The following is a 13,806-nucleotide window of genomic DNA, read 5'->3' as shown; positions in this document are numbered from 1 at the left end:
TAACATGCCTAAATGTAATCGGATTATGCCTATATCCAAAAAACCGGATAAGCTCTATTGCTCTGTGAGTTATTTACAACCGGTGGAACAATCATAATTAAGACATAGCATAGCTTCTAGCATAACGTTTAAGAGCTAATTCTTTTTAAATGAAAATATCTTAATTCAAAATACGACAGACTTCGACACTATCTATTTGTTACTATATTTTTTAGGTTCTATTTTTAGATTGGAACCATTTTTACATAAATAATTTAACAATTTAAGCCTTTAAAATGACGTGGCAAGTGGAGGAAACTTAATGTGTTTCAAATGTAGACTACTGCTGATAAAGATAGAATTTATACGAAAAATGATGATGATGATTGCCCTAGAAGAAGGGTTTACAAGTAGTAATACGATTAAAATTAGTCAGGATCTCGATGTATTGTTAAATCGGTTTGAAGCTACTTGTTAAAAAATGTTCGTTGATAACAGAAAAAGGATCTTTCGATAAGATCCTTTTTCTGTTGGTAGACAATTATTTGTTTTAAAAAAATGAAGGCTGATGTTATTTAGCAGTACATCTTGATCGCGCGTTCATACTCTATTTAATCATTCTGTGCTTCAAAAAAGTCCCACATCATTTTTGAAGCATTAGGACCTTTTGAATCAGTGTCTGATCCATTGTTATTTCCTCCTGACCATGCATGCCCCATATCCTCTACCATAATTTTTTTCATCCAGATTTTATTTTCTGCATCTATGTAGTCAGACATTATGTAGCTATAATGATTTCCGTTGTCTTGTGACGTATAAAAAGCAGCATTTTCATGTAGGTTTATACCGAAATTCTTATATGTATAAATCCACTGCTGAATTAATGTAGACGCATTAACTGGAGTGACTGTTGTATCTGATTGACCATGAAACGTAATGATGGGAACAGGCCGTGCATAAGGTCCCATTTTTTTATAAGCTTCATCACCGTCAAGTTCAGGATTTAAAGAGCCGTATAGCATGACTTCTCCAGCTGTGATGAGGTCTACAGCATACGCATTACTGCCTGCTGAATGAATGCCTACTGCTTTGAATACATCAGGATAAGCAATAGCCATCACATTTGCCATAAAGCCTCCAGCTGACATACCAGCAAGGTATATATTAGTAGAATCAATCGCATACTTAGCGGTTATGTGATCAATCATATCTTTTATTATGTCTGGCTCTCCATTACCGCGAAACTGGTTATACTCATAAAACCAATTCCAGCACCCGTTGGAATTAGCAAAGTAGTTCATTTGAGGATAGAGAACAATAAAGCCTTTTTCTTCCGCTAGTTTATTCATCTCCGTACCTGCGGCAAAATCATCTGCATCTTGTTGACATCCATGAAGCATAACGATTAATGGTACTTTGCTTAATCCAGTATATGTACTTGGAACATACACCTTGTAAGTAAAATAATCATCATAATTATACTCTTTCCAAATAGGTTGAAAGAACACGCTCTGTAATTCTATTAAAAACGTAGAAACAGTTAAAACTGGGTTCGCAAAAAAGGAATATAAAGTATTCACGGAGTTTACCCTCTCTCTATTTCTGATGTATATACTCTTTATTTCGTTATATCACAAAATAATCCTTTTATTATGTAGCTGATCTTTTTATATGCCTCTAATTATTTTGTTCTTCATTCTTTAGTCGTACAAATTCATATACTAAGTTACGCTCTGCGTTGGATAACAACTTTAGGTAATTTTATTAAACTTAGTATAACAACTAGCCAATCAAAAAATTTAAAAAAGGAGTGTTCATAATGACGAAAGCAAAGCCTAGTTTTAAACATTACTGGAATGAGATTATACGAGGCCTTATTATCACCAAATAGTGTACAAATTCATAATATAAAACTATAGAAAAAAGAATTCTATAGTAAGAACAGTCCTTAATACGTTTAATACGAATATACGCGCGGAATACTAGAAAAGGACTGGCTATAAAAGCCCGTCCTTTTTTATGTTATCAAACGATTATTTATTTAACCAAAATTAAAAACTGATATTATTTGGCGGTACATTGTCTCCTTTGTCCTCTTTCTTGAGCTCAGATTCTATGTATGAATCTTTAGAGGACTCTCCCATACGCCAATAAACAAGAAAGCTGATGGCAATACACCCTGCTACATAGAAAAAGAAAAGTGATTCATGGCCGATACTTTTCAGCCATAGGGCAATAAATTCTGCAGTACCTCCAAATATGGCAACTGTAAGTCCGTACGGTAACCCAACACCAAGAGCTCGAATTTCTGTTGGGAAAAGCTCAGCTTTTACAATAGCGTTAATCGATGTATAACCTGTTACAATGATAAGTCCAACTGTCATTAATAAAAAAGCCATGACTGGGTTATGTGCTTGTTTCATAAAAAGAAACAGCGGTACAGTCAGCAATGTTCCCAAAATACCAAAGCTCATTAACAGCGGTCTGCGTCCAATTTTATCAGATAGCATACCTGCTATTGGCTGGATGACAACAAATACAAGCAGTGCACAGAAGTTAATCCAGCTTACAACTCCTTTATCCAGCCCTACACTGTTTACCATAAATTTTTGCAAATACGTCGTATACGTATAAAAAGCGACCGTTCCTCCTAATGTTAAGCCAATAACGGTCAACACTGCTTTAGGATGCTTCATAAGTGCTTTAATAGTCCCTGCATTTTCACGGCTTTCAGAGTCCATTTTAGAAAATTGTTCTGACTCATCCATTGTACGGCGCAGCCATAAAACGCTTAGCGCGCCGATTGCTCCAATAACAAAAGGAATACGCCAGCCCCATGAAATCATATCTGCTTCACTAAGAACGTTTTGCAGAATAATTTGAACACCTAATGCCACCAGCTGACCAGCAACAAGCGTCACATACTGAAAGCTTGAATAAAATCCTCTTCGCCCGCTGCTTGCCATTTCAGAAAGGTAAGTTGCAGAAGTTCCGTATTCTCCTCCTAAGGAGATTCCTTGCAGTAAACGCGCTAGTACTAGAATAATAGGAGATAATAACCCTATCGTGCCATAGCTAGGAGTACAAGCGATAATAAAAGAACCGCTCGCCATAATGGTAATAGATAAGGTAAGCGCAGCCCGGCGACCATATCGATCCGCATAGCGCCCCATTAATAAACTACCGATTGGACGCATTAAGAAACCGACAGCAAAGATTGCCGCTGTGTTAAGCAGTTGACTTGTTGGGTCACCTTCCGGGAAGAATTGCGATGAAAAATAGACGGCAAAAGCAGAGTAAACATACCAATCGTACCATTCAATTAAGTTCCCAACAGATCCTTTAAAAATATTACTTGTAACACGCCTGTTGTTTGCAGCTTCACTGGTATGAGCCATGAGTGATCCCTCTTTTCTTTGAGTGTTTAATGTTGATTCTCCTGTAACATGAAGTAGCAAGTAATTTACCAGCAAATCTTTTTAAACAGCTAGACTGTATTGCTTTTTATAAAACCTGTTCAACCAATTACTTATATAATGAGAGCGCTTAAAAAAGGTTGGGTAATTGATTTCAATATCATCTATAGATAATAAAATAAGCGGTTTTAAAAGCGGCGGCTGTCTATTACATATGTAGTGTTAATCCTCCCTTCCATTTATATATTGTACTATTGATTTATTAGAAAATATAATATTTTCTAATTATTTATACAAAAATTTTACAAAGTTCGGCTTTCTAATTTATATGACAAACAGAAAAAAAGCCATGTTCTTTAAGTGAGAACATGGTTAAGAAAATATTCTTATCAACTTGTGAGTGTAAGCTGCTTACATTTACATAATATGTAGAATAAACATAACTTGTACTAAGCTCTAACCTAAATTTAAGATAATTATCGAATTTTAATCTTATCCCTTATTATATATACAGCCATGGATGCTCTATAATTTTGTTGCATTGGCGACCTTAATTTGGCTCATTTGATTTTAAATTCACATAAAAAGCGTTCTATCCCGAGATATTTTTCACCTAAGCTTGTTGTTTGGAAACCAAACTATATAAAATAATGAATGAGAAGAAATACCCCGAGAACTGGAGCAGCAGCTAACATAAGGTTTATAGAATTTGTAATTCTCCACTTCTTGTCTGTTTTTGATTCCGTGGCCAGATTAGCTCTCATTCGATCACCGCTTACAGCTACTCCAGATATAATGATGGCTAGCCCTACTAATAGAATGAAAACGGCAAAAAATACTGTTTCTGAATTTACGTTTGCTATTGTACATCCTAATAAAAGAATAAAAGATAAGATGAATCCTCCAATAATTGATTTAATTATTTTTGCTTTCCTCCTAGCCTTTTTATAAAGTTTCCACACATTAACTATATAATATCATTTTTTCTATATTTTTACTTTTATTTCTGTTATCCCAACCGATAAAAAGACAGCAATTAAAGCCATTTAAAAAAAGCGAAACGCTTATGTCTAAAAGCGTTTCGCTCAAGGGAAATACATTTTAACTCTCTTTTGTGATATCTGCCGGACATATACGAATTGCTTTTGATAAGTCACTTAATGTTAACTGTATCTGGTGACCTACACGCCCGCCTGAAAAGTAAATCGTTTCGCAGTCTTCTGCTGTAGAGTCAATGAAGGTTGTGAACTGCTTTTTCATTCCGATAGGAGAACACCCGCCGTGAACATATCCTGTAAGAGGCAACAGCTCTCTTTGAGGAATCATTTCCAAAGACTTTTCACCAGCTGCTTTTGCCGCTTTCTTTAAATCAAGCTCCTTTTCAACCGGTACCATGAAGACATAATGTTCTTTTGATTTCCCTACGGTCACCAGTGTCTTAAAGACTTTAGCAAGGTCCTCTCCAAGCGAAGTAGCTACCTGTACCCCACTCAGCTTTTTAGTGTCATAAGAATAATAGTTGTACTCAATTTTTTTCTGATCTAAAATTCGCATGACATTCGTCTTATCTGCTTTTTTACCCATAATTATCACCGATACTATCATAACACGTTTTGTTTTCATATCTCCATATATTAGGATAGGTAGGTTAGTAAGGGTTATTTTGAGAAAGGCAGGCCGTTATAATGGCCTGCCTTTTTGTATTGACTGAAGATACGTATAGGAATCTACACAAATTTTCATCTATTAATAAAGAAGAAAAACAGCGCAAGCATCTTTAGCTTTTACAATATTTCAATATACCCTTCTGTTCCATGTACACGAATTCGCTGTCCGTCTTTTATCAGCCGAGTAGCATTCTCTACTCCAACAACCGCTGGCAATCCGTATTCACGTGCAATGACTGCGCCGTGAGTCATCAGTCCGCCAACTTCCGTAACAAGTCCTTTTATCCCTACGAATAACGGGGTCCAGCTAGGGTCAGTAAAGGAAGTGACTAATATATCTCCATCTGATAGATTAGCATTTTCCATGTTTAAAATGACGCGCGCTCGCCCTTCTATCACTCCTGAAGAAACCGGTAAACCTACAATTGCTTGGGACGGAAGATTTTCTCGTTTGTAAACACCTGTAACAATTTCGCCATGAGACGTGATTACACGCGGCGGCGTTAGCTTTTCATATAATTTGTACTCTTCTTTTCGTTTGATGATGATTTGATCATTCATTTTATGTGTGCGCACGACTTCTTGAAGTTCTTCAAACGTCAGATAGTATATATCTTCTGTTTCAGAAATAACACCGGCTTTTACAAGCTGAGCGGCTTCTTTCAGCAGAGCCTGCTTATAAACAAAATAACGATTAATCATGCCATATTTGGGATATTCACGATAACCGATAAAATTTCGGATGAGATTAATCTTTTCTTTTGTTTCTTTTGCTTTTTGTTCACCATCCGGCAATTGCTTCAAGCGGTTTAATAGCTCTTGCTCTTTTTCAAAGGCTTCCTGCAGGCCTTTTTCAAATTTTTGCTTGCTAGCGTTAGCCTCAAAGTTTTTAATATTACCAAGAATTACAGGAATAAGTGCAGCCGGCTTTTCGCTCCAGCGAGTTTTCGTAATATCGATTTCGCCGGGACATCGCATTCCGTATTTGCTGAGATAATCATAGATAGCATCTCGAGTTTTCTCTCCGCCTTCAAACTCCACCAGGTTCTCCAAAAAGTTATCATCTTTTACGTGTTGTAAATAATGGATGACTTCTGGATAAGGACGAATTACATCTGCTACATCCAATAGCGCCAGACCCATTTCTGATGTAATATTGTTTGGTACAGATTGAGAAATCACGTCTGCTGCGTTTTTTTCACCTAGCCACGTCTCCATTTTTTCATTAATCCATGATGAAGCATCCATAGCGGCCATAAACACAGCTGTACTTTGTGGATCAAATAAAATCTTCTTTAATGTCCCGATATCTTTTGAAATAAAATCGACTAACTCCGACCCAGATTTCGTTTGGATGGTTTGCTTTAGCTCTTCTATTGATGCTTGATTCTTCTTGATCAAGTCAGAAACGATCGTCGAGTCGTTTTCGATTTGTGCCTTAGGCTTCATAGGAGGCACGCTTTTATTGCTTTTACCGGAACTTTGATCATTTGGTAAAGGTTTTATAAAGTCTCCTCGCTCTATTATGCTTGTAAGTGCGTCTTTCATGAGCGGATCATGTTGTCCCATCGCACCTAACATCATTTTTCTGCTGTCAGGTGACGCCAGCATAGGGGTGACATCAACAAACAGCCTTCCACCGGCTGTACGCATCGGTGCATTAGTTGTTAACAGAAAAAAAGACAATCCGAGTGGTTTCATGGCATCGGTCATCATTTGTTGATGTCCAACAGATATATAAACGCGATTTTCCTGATCATGTGCTTCAGGAATTGGATATAAAGTAGTGATTGGACGACTTTGGACAATATAAAATGTATCATCAGCCAAGCACCACTCGATATCCTGAGGACAATCAAAATAAGCTTCAAGCTGTCTTCCAACGCGTTCTAGCTGTAAAATTTGAAAGTCAGTGAGCGCTTGCGTTTTTTGTAGATCGAAATGAACTTCCTTCGTTTCTGTCCCGCCTTCTTTTAATCCGTAACTAGCTACCTTTTTAGCTGCTATTTTTTTATCGACGATTTTTCCTTCTTTTACTTTATAGCAATCGGCAGAGACCAAACCTGACACTAGCGCTTCTCCAAGTCCAAATCCCGCATCGATTGATAACAGCTTTCGGTTAGAAGTAATCGGGTCAGCGGTAAATAAAATACCTGAAGCCTGCGGAAAAACCATTCGTTGAACAATAACCGATACGTGCACTTGACTATGGTCAAATCCATTTTTAATACGGTAGGTTACCGCGCGATTTGTAAACAGGGAAGCCCAGCATTTGCTAATGTGCTGCACAATAGCTTCTTTGCCTCTGATGTTTAAATAGGTGTCATGCTGACCAGCAAAAGAAGCATGTGGCAAATCTTCAGCAGTCGCACTTGAACGAACGGCATAAGCATGCTCTTCCCCAAACTGAGAGAGAGAATGAATAACTGCTTTTACAACGTCAGAAGGAATTTTTATTTCCAGAATGATTTGGCGAATTTTTTCGCTAATTTCACCAATTTGATCTCGGTCATCAGCTTTTAGCATCGTCAGCTGGTTCAGTAATGCTTGAAACGTTTCATTTTGTTCAAGGGCTGTTTGATACCCGGCTGCTGTCACACAAAAGCCTTCCGGTACTTGTATTCCTTGAATTTTTGATAACGCGCCTAAATTTAAGGCTTTTCCTCCAACAAGTGAAAGCTGTGTATCTTTTATTTCTTGAAAGCTAAGAACTAAAGAGTTCATTCAACATCTCTCCTAACCGGTAATGTTTTATTGATTTTACCAGCAGTAAATGAGAATAAACAGTCTATATCGGCGTTTTTTTATGTGGTATAATTAAAGTAGGAAGAGAAATACATACCTTTTTGTTTGCGGTTACATTTTTAAAAGTTGTATAACTAACTTATCTAATTGATTCGCATCCTTTTTAAAGCAAGTAAGTACACGTTTGAAGGATTTGTTGTTCTGCCTCATTTAACACTTTCTTTTTAGAGAATAAAATTTCAACATCTCTCCTCATTTTAACCCTTCTTTCATTTGGTCACCTGAAGAGTCTAGTTCATTAGATGATTAACTCTCTTTTTTTGAATTATTCCGAAACCATAGTATTACGAATGTATCTCTTCGCTCGTTTTCTAGCAAGTGTATAAATAATCACCTGCAGCACAAGCGCCGCAAGGCTTATCAGTACTACTTGTTCGACAGAATTAAAGGGCGAAAAATATTTCTCCCATTTAGAATCCGGAAGCCTTAATGCGTTATAAAAATATGAAGTACTAAAAGAAATTATATTCCCTAAAATAAGTGATAAATCCGCTCTAATAAGCCCACTTAGATAAGACAGTGCTAGTGTAACTATGGCCATGATTATATAGCTTACCTTTGAATCATCCTCAAAATCTTTTCGCATAGATAAATAAACATATGGAATGCAGTAAATGGTAAAAATTATAAAAGGAAGTAGTCTTCTCATATAGTAATCTCTCCAATATTTAGGATTCGACATAGTTCTCTATTATTATAAATTACCGAAGAGAATTTTTTCCAGTTTTTTGTACGCAGAGAGTGTAGAAATACTTATATGTATCATGATCGTTTGTAGAATCATTCCTTAGGGCAAAGTAAAAAAGCACGCTTATGAGTGCTTTTTTACAGCATATTTATTTAAACAGGACGTGTGTTTTAATCGAACATTTTCCGTTTACTGGTAACAATTACTTCTTTATTTTTCTCCTAAAATGGCTACAGGGCTAAATACCTCGTAATGAATACGTTCGTTTGGTATATCCCATCTATGTAATGCTTTAAGAATAGCTTCCATAAACGGAATCGATCCGCAGAAATAAAAGACAGCTTCTTTTGAAGGAACAACGGATTGTAACAATTCTAAATCAATATAACCCTCTTTATCAAAATCAGTGCCAAGTCGATCCCCTTCATTAGGCGAGCTATAACAGATGAAGGAGGTAACATTTTCGTTATTTCTATTTAGTTGAGCCACATGTTCTTTAAAAGCATGCGTTTTCCCATTAATACTTGCATGAAGAAAGGTAACCTTACGTGTAGGTTGGTTTTCTACGATGGTATTCAGCATACTAAGCAAAGGTGTAATACCTATACCTCCACTAATTAGCACAACCGGAAGTTCACTGCGATCAAGTACAAAATCTCCAGCGGGAGCTGAGAACTTAAGAGTATCTCCTGTCTGAACTTGTTTATGTAAATAGTTTGACACGATTCCTGCTGGCGCACCGTCATGCCCATCTTCTCGTTTTACACTGATTCGATAATAATCCTTTCCAGGGGCTTCAGAAAGACTATAGTGGCGAATATGCGTGTATTTCTCTCCCGGAACATTTGCTGCTAATGTAAGGTATTGTCCTGCTTTATAAGAGGCAATTTCTTTCTCATTTTTAGCTTTTAAATAAAAAGATGTTACATTATCACTTTCTTCTACTTTCTTATCTATATAAAAGCTTTGATATCCTTCCCAACCTCCAGGTTGACTCTCTGTCTCTTCGTAGAGAGCTTCTTCTAGCTCAATAAAAGCATTGGCAATATATCCGTACGCTTTTCCCCATGCTTCAATAATCTCATCTGAAGCTGTATCTCCCAAAACATCCTTTACTGCTTGAAGTAAAGTTTCACCAACGACTGGATATTGTTCTGCCTTCACCCCTATCGCACGATGCTTTTGTGAAATCCGTTCAATTACAGGTTTAATGGCTTCTAAGTTTGTAATATGTTCCCCTGCAGCATACACGGCATATCCTAACGCTTCCTGTTGAATTCCTCTTTTTTGATTTGTTTGATTGAACATATTATATAAATCTGGCGCTTTTTCAAATAACAATTCATAAAATCTCTTTCCTATTTGTTTACTATGTTCTTTCAAAACTGGCACTGTTGATTGGACAATTTCAATCGTTTTAGAATCAAGCATATAACATCCACCTTTTAAGAATTTTTCATATGTATTAACCTTTTTTAATACTACAATTTAATATGGCTAAATTTGGATTATCCTATACTGGAATAAAAATACTAACTCTAGTTACCGTAATGAATAGGTTTTTTAAGAAACAAATTTATTAGATTTGACATTACTTTAATTTGGCTTTTCAACAAGTACCCAAGGGACTTCTATCTCAAAATCAAGTTGAAGTACGGGTCTGGTAAATCCGCCAGGGACAAATTCTAAATCGTTGGAAAAGCCAATATGTAAGTTATTGCTTATTTCAATTGCACCATCTGAATTCATAATGTTAAGAGGTGTTTTGTTAGATACCTTACCTACCATATGATAGCAGCCAATATAGAAGTGGAGTCCATTTTCTTGAGGGTCAAAATGTGATAAGAGATTACATTGAGAAGGATTAATACCTAGTCGGTTAAAAAACTGAAACTCTATCTCTGATCGTGACTTCATAGCTTCATAGAAGTTTAGACAATATAGACAATCGCACAAATCCCCTTTTTTCAAATACTGTGTTTTTGTTTCTTCAACATCAATTTCTAAAATCCAATCATTATAGCCCTCTTGCTTCCGGGAGATTAACACGTGACTGGTCAGTAACAACACATCGTTCTGAGACAGATCAAATTCAAAAATCTAAATATGATGCGACTGTGGACGCAGATCGATTGGTTGTAGAGAGAGTAACGTTCATGGCAGAAAAATATGGTATACCTCGTACACAAATCGCACTTGCCTGGTTACTGCAGAAAGAACCAGTAACAGCCCCTATAATTGGTGCTACAAAAATATCACATCTTGAAGGTGCTGTAGGTGCTTTATCGGTTAAGCTAACAGCTGAGGAAATTGCGTTTCTTAAAGAGCCATATGTACCACACTCAGTAGTTGGCCATAATTAACATGTTTCTATCTTTATTAAACTTTCATTATGTGCTACCTCTCTATAGTAATTAGAGGTGGCTTTTTATTTTAATTTGATAATGTCTTTATTTAAATTAGTTCTGTATATGATATAGAACTCTAGCCACTATAAAGGCCGAATGAGTAGGTAACGAAGTCGTAATTTTTCAGATAATATGTAGCTATTTAGGTAAATAAAGAGTAGTTAGTGATGCAAGTTGTACCTGTCTTTTATATGCTTATGATGGTCTTCACATATCTCTTTATAAATTGGACGAGAAGTTATAATATTCCTTAACGGTTAAAGCAACTCCTTATGAAAGATAAGAATGACGTGAGTAACCATAACTAAAAAAGAAGTTACCCCTCGGTAACTCCTTTTTTAGTATTTTCTAAATGGTTGTATGTAGAACTCATTGTTGTTTCTCCCCTAAAAAACTAATTTTAGATTATGCATGCATTATATTTCCTGTATGATCCAATAAAAGAAAAAACGGTTTTTCCCCTTTGTTATAAATTAATGATTAGTAAAAGTTTAGGCCTAATTTTTCATAAAAACACTAATACGTAAATCTTATGTTTGTTAAGAAAGGACGCTTATGAATTTGATTTCTTCTCAATAAAGTAACAGCATAGTTGGGGACGCTCAAAGAGAAAGCTGGCTTCTAATAATCGTTTATAATTTACTGCCTTCATGCATCTAACCTATACGAACCGAACATCGATAAGTACGTTTAATCTCATTTTATTCTTTAACTCAAATGCATCATCAATGAAGACAATTAGTTTCCCTTGGGAGTCAATAAACTGAATGAATCCTGTCTCTGTTATGCATTGACCTTTCTTGTAATATGTAAGGTAGACTTGTTTATTTGTATGTAAGGCTTCAACCAAGATGAAATTAATCTGTTCCATTTGATCTTCTGTTAAAAAAGGTTGAGGTACCTCTGCTTGTTTTTTTATCATTTCCTGTAATCCTCTGTATTGCTCGGGCATAGTGGCAAACGGTCGCCATTTTTTCATTCCTCTGTTTTGCATGTCATCTTCCTCCTTTATGCTTTATGACCTCCTAAAAGGCCGTTTCGATAACGAGCTGTTGAATGCTCGAGATGGCTTGAAGCTCGCAGAACGCTATTCTTCCCATAACGCATACGAATTTCATCAATTGTTTTAGCAAGCGCATAGGCTCTTTCACGCTGGTCAATATCTTCAAATAAGCTCATTTGCTCTTCTTCTTGAATACTAGTGTTCGATAAAGAAATTCCAATCGATCGAATGGGCATTCCGCTATCAAATGTGTGTAGGATGGTTAAACAATAAGGAAAGATATCTTGACTTAGACTCGAGGCCCGCCCCATCTTCTTTTGTCTTGAGAAGCCGCCACCTGTTTGTTTGCTGTAGCCAATGGATAAATGAATAGTTTGTGCCACGACTTGATGCATACGTAAACGAAAGCACACATCGTCTAATAGTTCTAATAGCAGCAATTCTACTTCTTTTCGATTTGTATAGTCTCGAAACAGAATTTGACTCTTCCCGAATGATCGAGAGCTCGGAATATACACGTCAGAAATGCGACTAAAATCAATTCCATTTGCATGTTGGTGGATTTCCTCTCCTAAGACACCAAATTCTTTACGTATCATCTCTACAGAAGAAAGAGCGAGTTCTTTTATGGAGTGAATACCTAAACGATTTAAGCGTCTTTCCGTAGCGGACGAGATTCCCCAGAAATCCTTCATTGGGTGAATCGACCATAATTTGAAAGGAATATCTTCGTATCGCCAATAAGCTACCCCTGTTGTGCTATTCTTGGCCTCATGATCTAAGCTCACCTTAGCCAGTAAGAGATTGGGACCTATGCCTGCAGTAGCTGTCAGCCGTGTTTTGCGATAAATCTCTTTAATGATTTTACGGGCTAATTCTTTTGGTGTGGGAGCGAATAAATGCAAAGAAGCTGTGGCATCAATAAACAACTCATCAATGCTATACGCATGAAAATCCTCAGGAGCCACATACTGTAATACCAAACTAGAAACATAGTTCGAAGCCTTGACATACCTTTCCATGGATGGATTTACGACATGGATATCTTTCCTTCTAGGAATGTCGAAAAGACGGCTGCCTGTTTTGATCCCTTCTTTCTTTAATAAGGGTGTGGCAGCTAACACAACTGATCCCGACCGCTTTGTATCTCCTACAACTGCCAACCTTGTTTTTAATGGATCTAGCCTACGTATCACGCATGAAACCGAAGCAAAGAATGCTTTCATATCAATACAAATAATGACCCTGTTTGGTAGATATTCATAATCCATTGGAATAACTCCTCAAATAAAGAACGTTTGTTCTCTATTATATACGAACAAACGTTCTTTATTCAATAAAAACTCTAAAGTTTTCCCGATTATTGTTAATATAATAGAAGACAAGAATATCACGAGTAAATTTGGAAGATAAAGGAGATAGCAAATGAATAAGAAAATGACTAACTATATTATCTTTTTTTCATGGTTTTTGTTTTTAGTTCTTTTATGGATTATCTTCTCATTTTTTAAAGGTGAAAATGGACAGTGGTGGTCTATGTATCGTTTAAATGCAGACAAATACGGCCTTTGGGCTTTAGAGATTTCTTACATAAAGTCTAGTATTGCTGCTTTTATCTCATTAGCAATAGCTTATATAGTGAGTTTTGGATTCAAAAGAAAAAGATAAGGTCAAATCAAGTGCTTTGAAAGTAATATACATCGTTGGCTTTAATCGGAATAAGAAATAATGATAAAAAGACCTTAATTAATATGTTAATAAGGTCTTTTCAGTATCTATAAAATTTATTATGTATTTTATAGATATTAAATAATTGATTTTACTTTTAGATATTTAGCCC

The 13,806-nt window shown here is 36.2% G+C and carries 12 protein-coding genes and 1 pseudogene; 3 read left to right on the top strand and 10 right to left on the bottom strand.

Going from position 1 to position 13,806, the window contains the following annotated elements:
- The first annotated feature begins 301 nt into the window (after positions 1-301).
- On the top strand, positions 302-457 hold the full coding sequence (locus BG04_RS29950; RefSeq protein WP_016763750.1) for an aspartyl-phosphate phosphatase Spo0E family protein: 156 nt from the start codon (positions 302-304) through the stop codon (positions 455-457).
- 133 nt (positions 458-590) lie between these two features.
- Here BG04_RS29950 and BG04_RS20685 read toward each other — a convergent pair whose 3' ends face one another.
- The 8 genes from BG04_RS20685 to BG04_RS20650 all read right to left on the bottom strand — a co-directional run bounded on the left by BG04_RS20685 (position 591) and on the right by BG04_RS20650 (position 10,472).
- Positions 591-1,559 (bottom strand): extracellular catalytic domain type 1 short-chain-length polyhydroxyalkanoate depolymerase, encoded by a 969-nt coding sequence (locus tag BG04_RS20685; RefSeq protein WP_034652867.1) that lies wholly within the window; start codon positions 1,557-1,559, stop codon positions 591-593.
- 471 nt (positions 1,560-2,030) lie between these two features.
- The gene (locus BG04_RS20680; protein ID WP_034652868.1) at positions 2,031-3,377 is read right to left on the bottom strand and encodes an MFS transporter; all 1,347 of its coding nucleotides are present in this window, start codon (positions 3,375-3,377) and stop codon (positions 2,031-2,033) included.
- Positions 3,378-4,033: 656 nt separating this feature from the next.
- Positions 4,034-4,159 carry a DUF5316 domain-containing protein gene (locus tag BG04_RS31440; protein ID WP_230586618.1) on the bottom strand — a complete coding sequence of 42 codons (126 nt, stop codon included), beginning with the start codon at positions 4,157-4,159 and terminating at the stop codon, positions 4,034-4,036.
- 337 nt (positions 4,160-4,496) lie between these two features.
- Positions 4,497-4,979 (bottom strand): Cys-tRNA(Pro) deacylase, encoded by a 483-nt coding sequence (gene ybaK, locus BG04_RS20670; RefSeq protein ID WP_034655214.1) that lies wholly within the window; start codon positions 4,977-4,979, stop codon positions 4,497-4,499.
- Between the two features lie 200 nt (positions 4,980-5,179).
- Entirely contained in the window at positions 5,180-7,786 is a 2,607-nt protein-coding gene (gene ppsA / locus BG04_RS20665) for a phosphoenolpyruvate synthase (protein WP_034652870.1), read from the bottom strand.
- 346 nt (positions 7,787-8,132) lie between these two features.
- Positions 8,133-8,516 (bottom strand): hypothetical protein, encoded by a 384-nt coding sequence (locus BG04_RS20660; protein WP_034652872.1) that lies wholly within the window; start codon positions 8,514-8,516, stop codon positions 8,133-8,135.
- Between the two features lie 249 nt (positions 8,517-8,765).
- Entirely contained in the window at positions 8,766-9,986 is a 1,221-nt protein-coding gene (gene hmpA, locus BG04_RS20655) for an NO-inducible flavohemoprotein (protein WP_034652874.1), read from the bottom strand.
- Between the two features lie 165 nt (positions 9,987-10,151).
- Positions 10,152-10,472, bottom strand: a complete 321-nt coding sequence (locus tag BG04_RS20650) for a hypothetical protein (RefSeq protein ID WP_162267402.1) — start codon at positions 10,470-10,472, stop codon at positions 10,152-10,154.
- 101 nt (positions 10,473-10,573) lie between these two features.
- Between BG04_RS20650 and BG04_RS29945 the strand changes: the two are divergent.
- Positions 10,574-10,918 (top strand): annotated as a pseudogene (locus BG04_RS29945) (aldo/keto reductase); the annotation flags it as partial.
- A gap of 706 nt (positions 10,919-11,624) precedes the next feature.
- On the opposite strand, the gene BG04_RS20640 reads toward BG04_RS29945, so the two are convergent.
- Complete coding sequence (locus tag BG04_RS20640; protein ID WP_034652878.1) at positions 11,625-11,957, bottom strand: YolD-like family protein; 333 nt, start codon at positions 11,955-11,957, stop codon at positions 11,625-11,627.
- A 14-nt stretch (positions 11,958-11,971) separates the two neighbouring features.
- On the bottom strand, positions 11,972-13,237 hold the full coding sequence (locus BG04_RS20635; RefSeq protein WP_034652879.1) for a Y-family DNA polymerase: 1,266 nt from the start codon (positions 13,235-13,237) through the stop codon (positions 11,972-11,974).
- Between the two features lie 154 nt (positions 13,238-13,391).
- Between BG04_RS20635 and BG04_RS20630 the strand changes: the two genes are divergently transcribed.
- Entirely contained in the window at positions 13,392-13,634 is a 243-nt protein-coding gene (locus tag BG04_RS20630) for a hypothetical protein (RefSeq protein WP_034652881.1), read from the top strand.
- Positions 13,635-13,806 lie beyond the last annotated feature (172 nt).

The organism is Priestia megaterium NBRC 15308 = ATCC 14581, assembly GCF_000832985.1.
GTDB classification, from domain to species: domain Bacteria; phylum Bacillota; class Bacilli; order Bacillales; family Bacillaceae_H; genus Priestia; species Priestia megaterium.
This window is presented reverse-complemented; position numbering and strand designations above follow the sequence as displayed.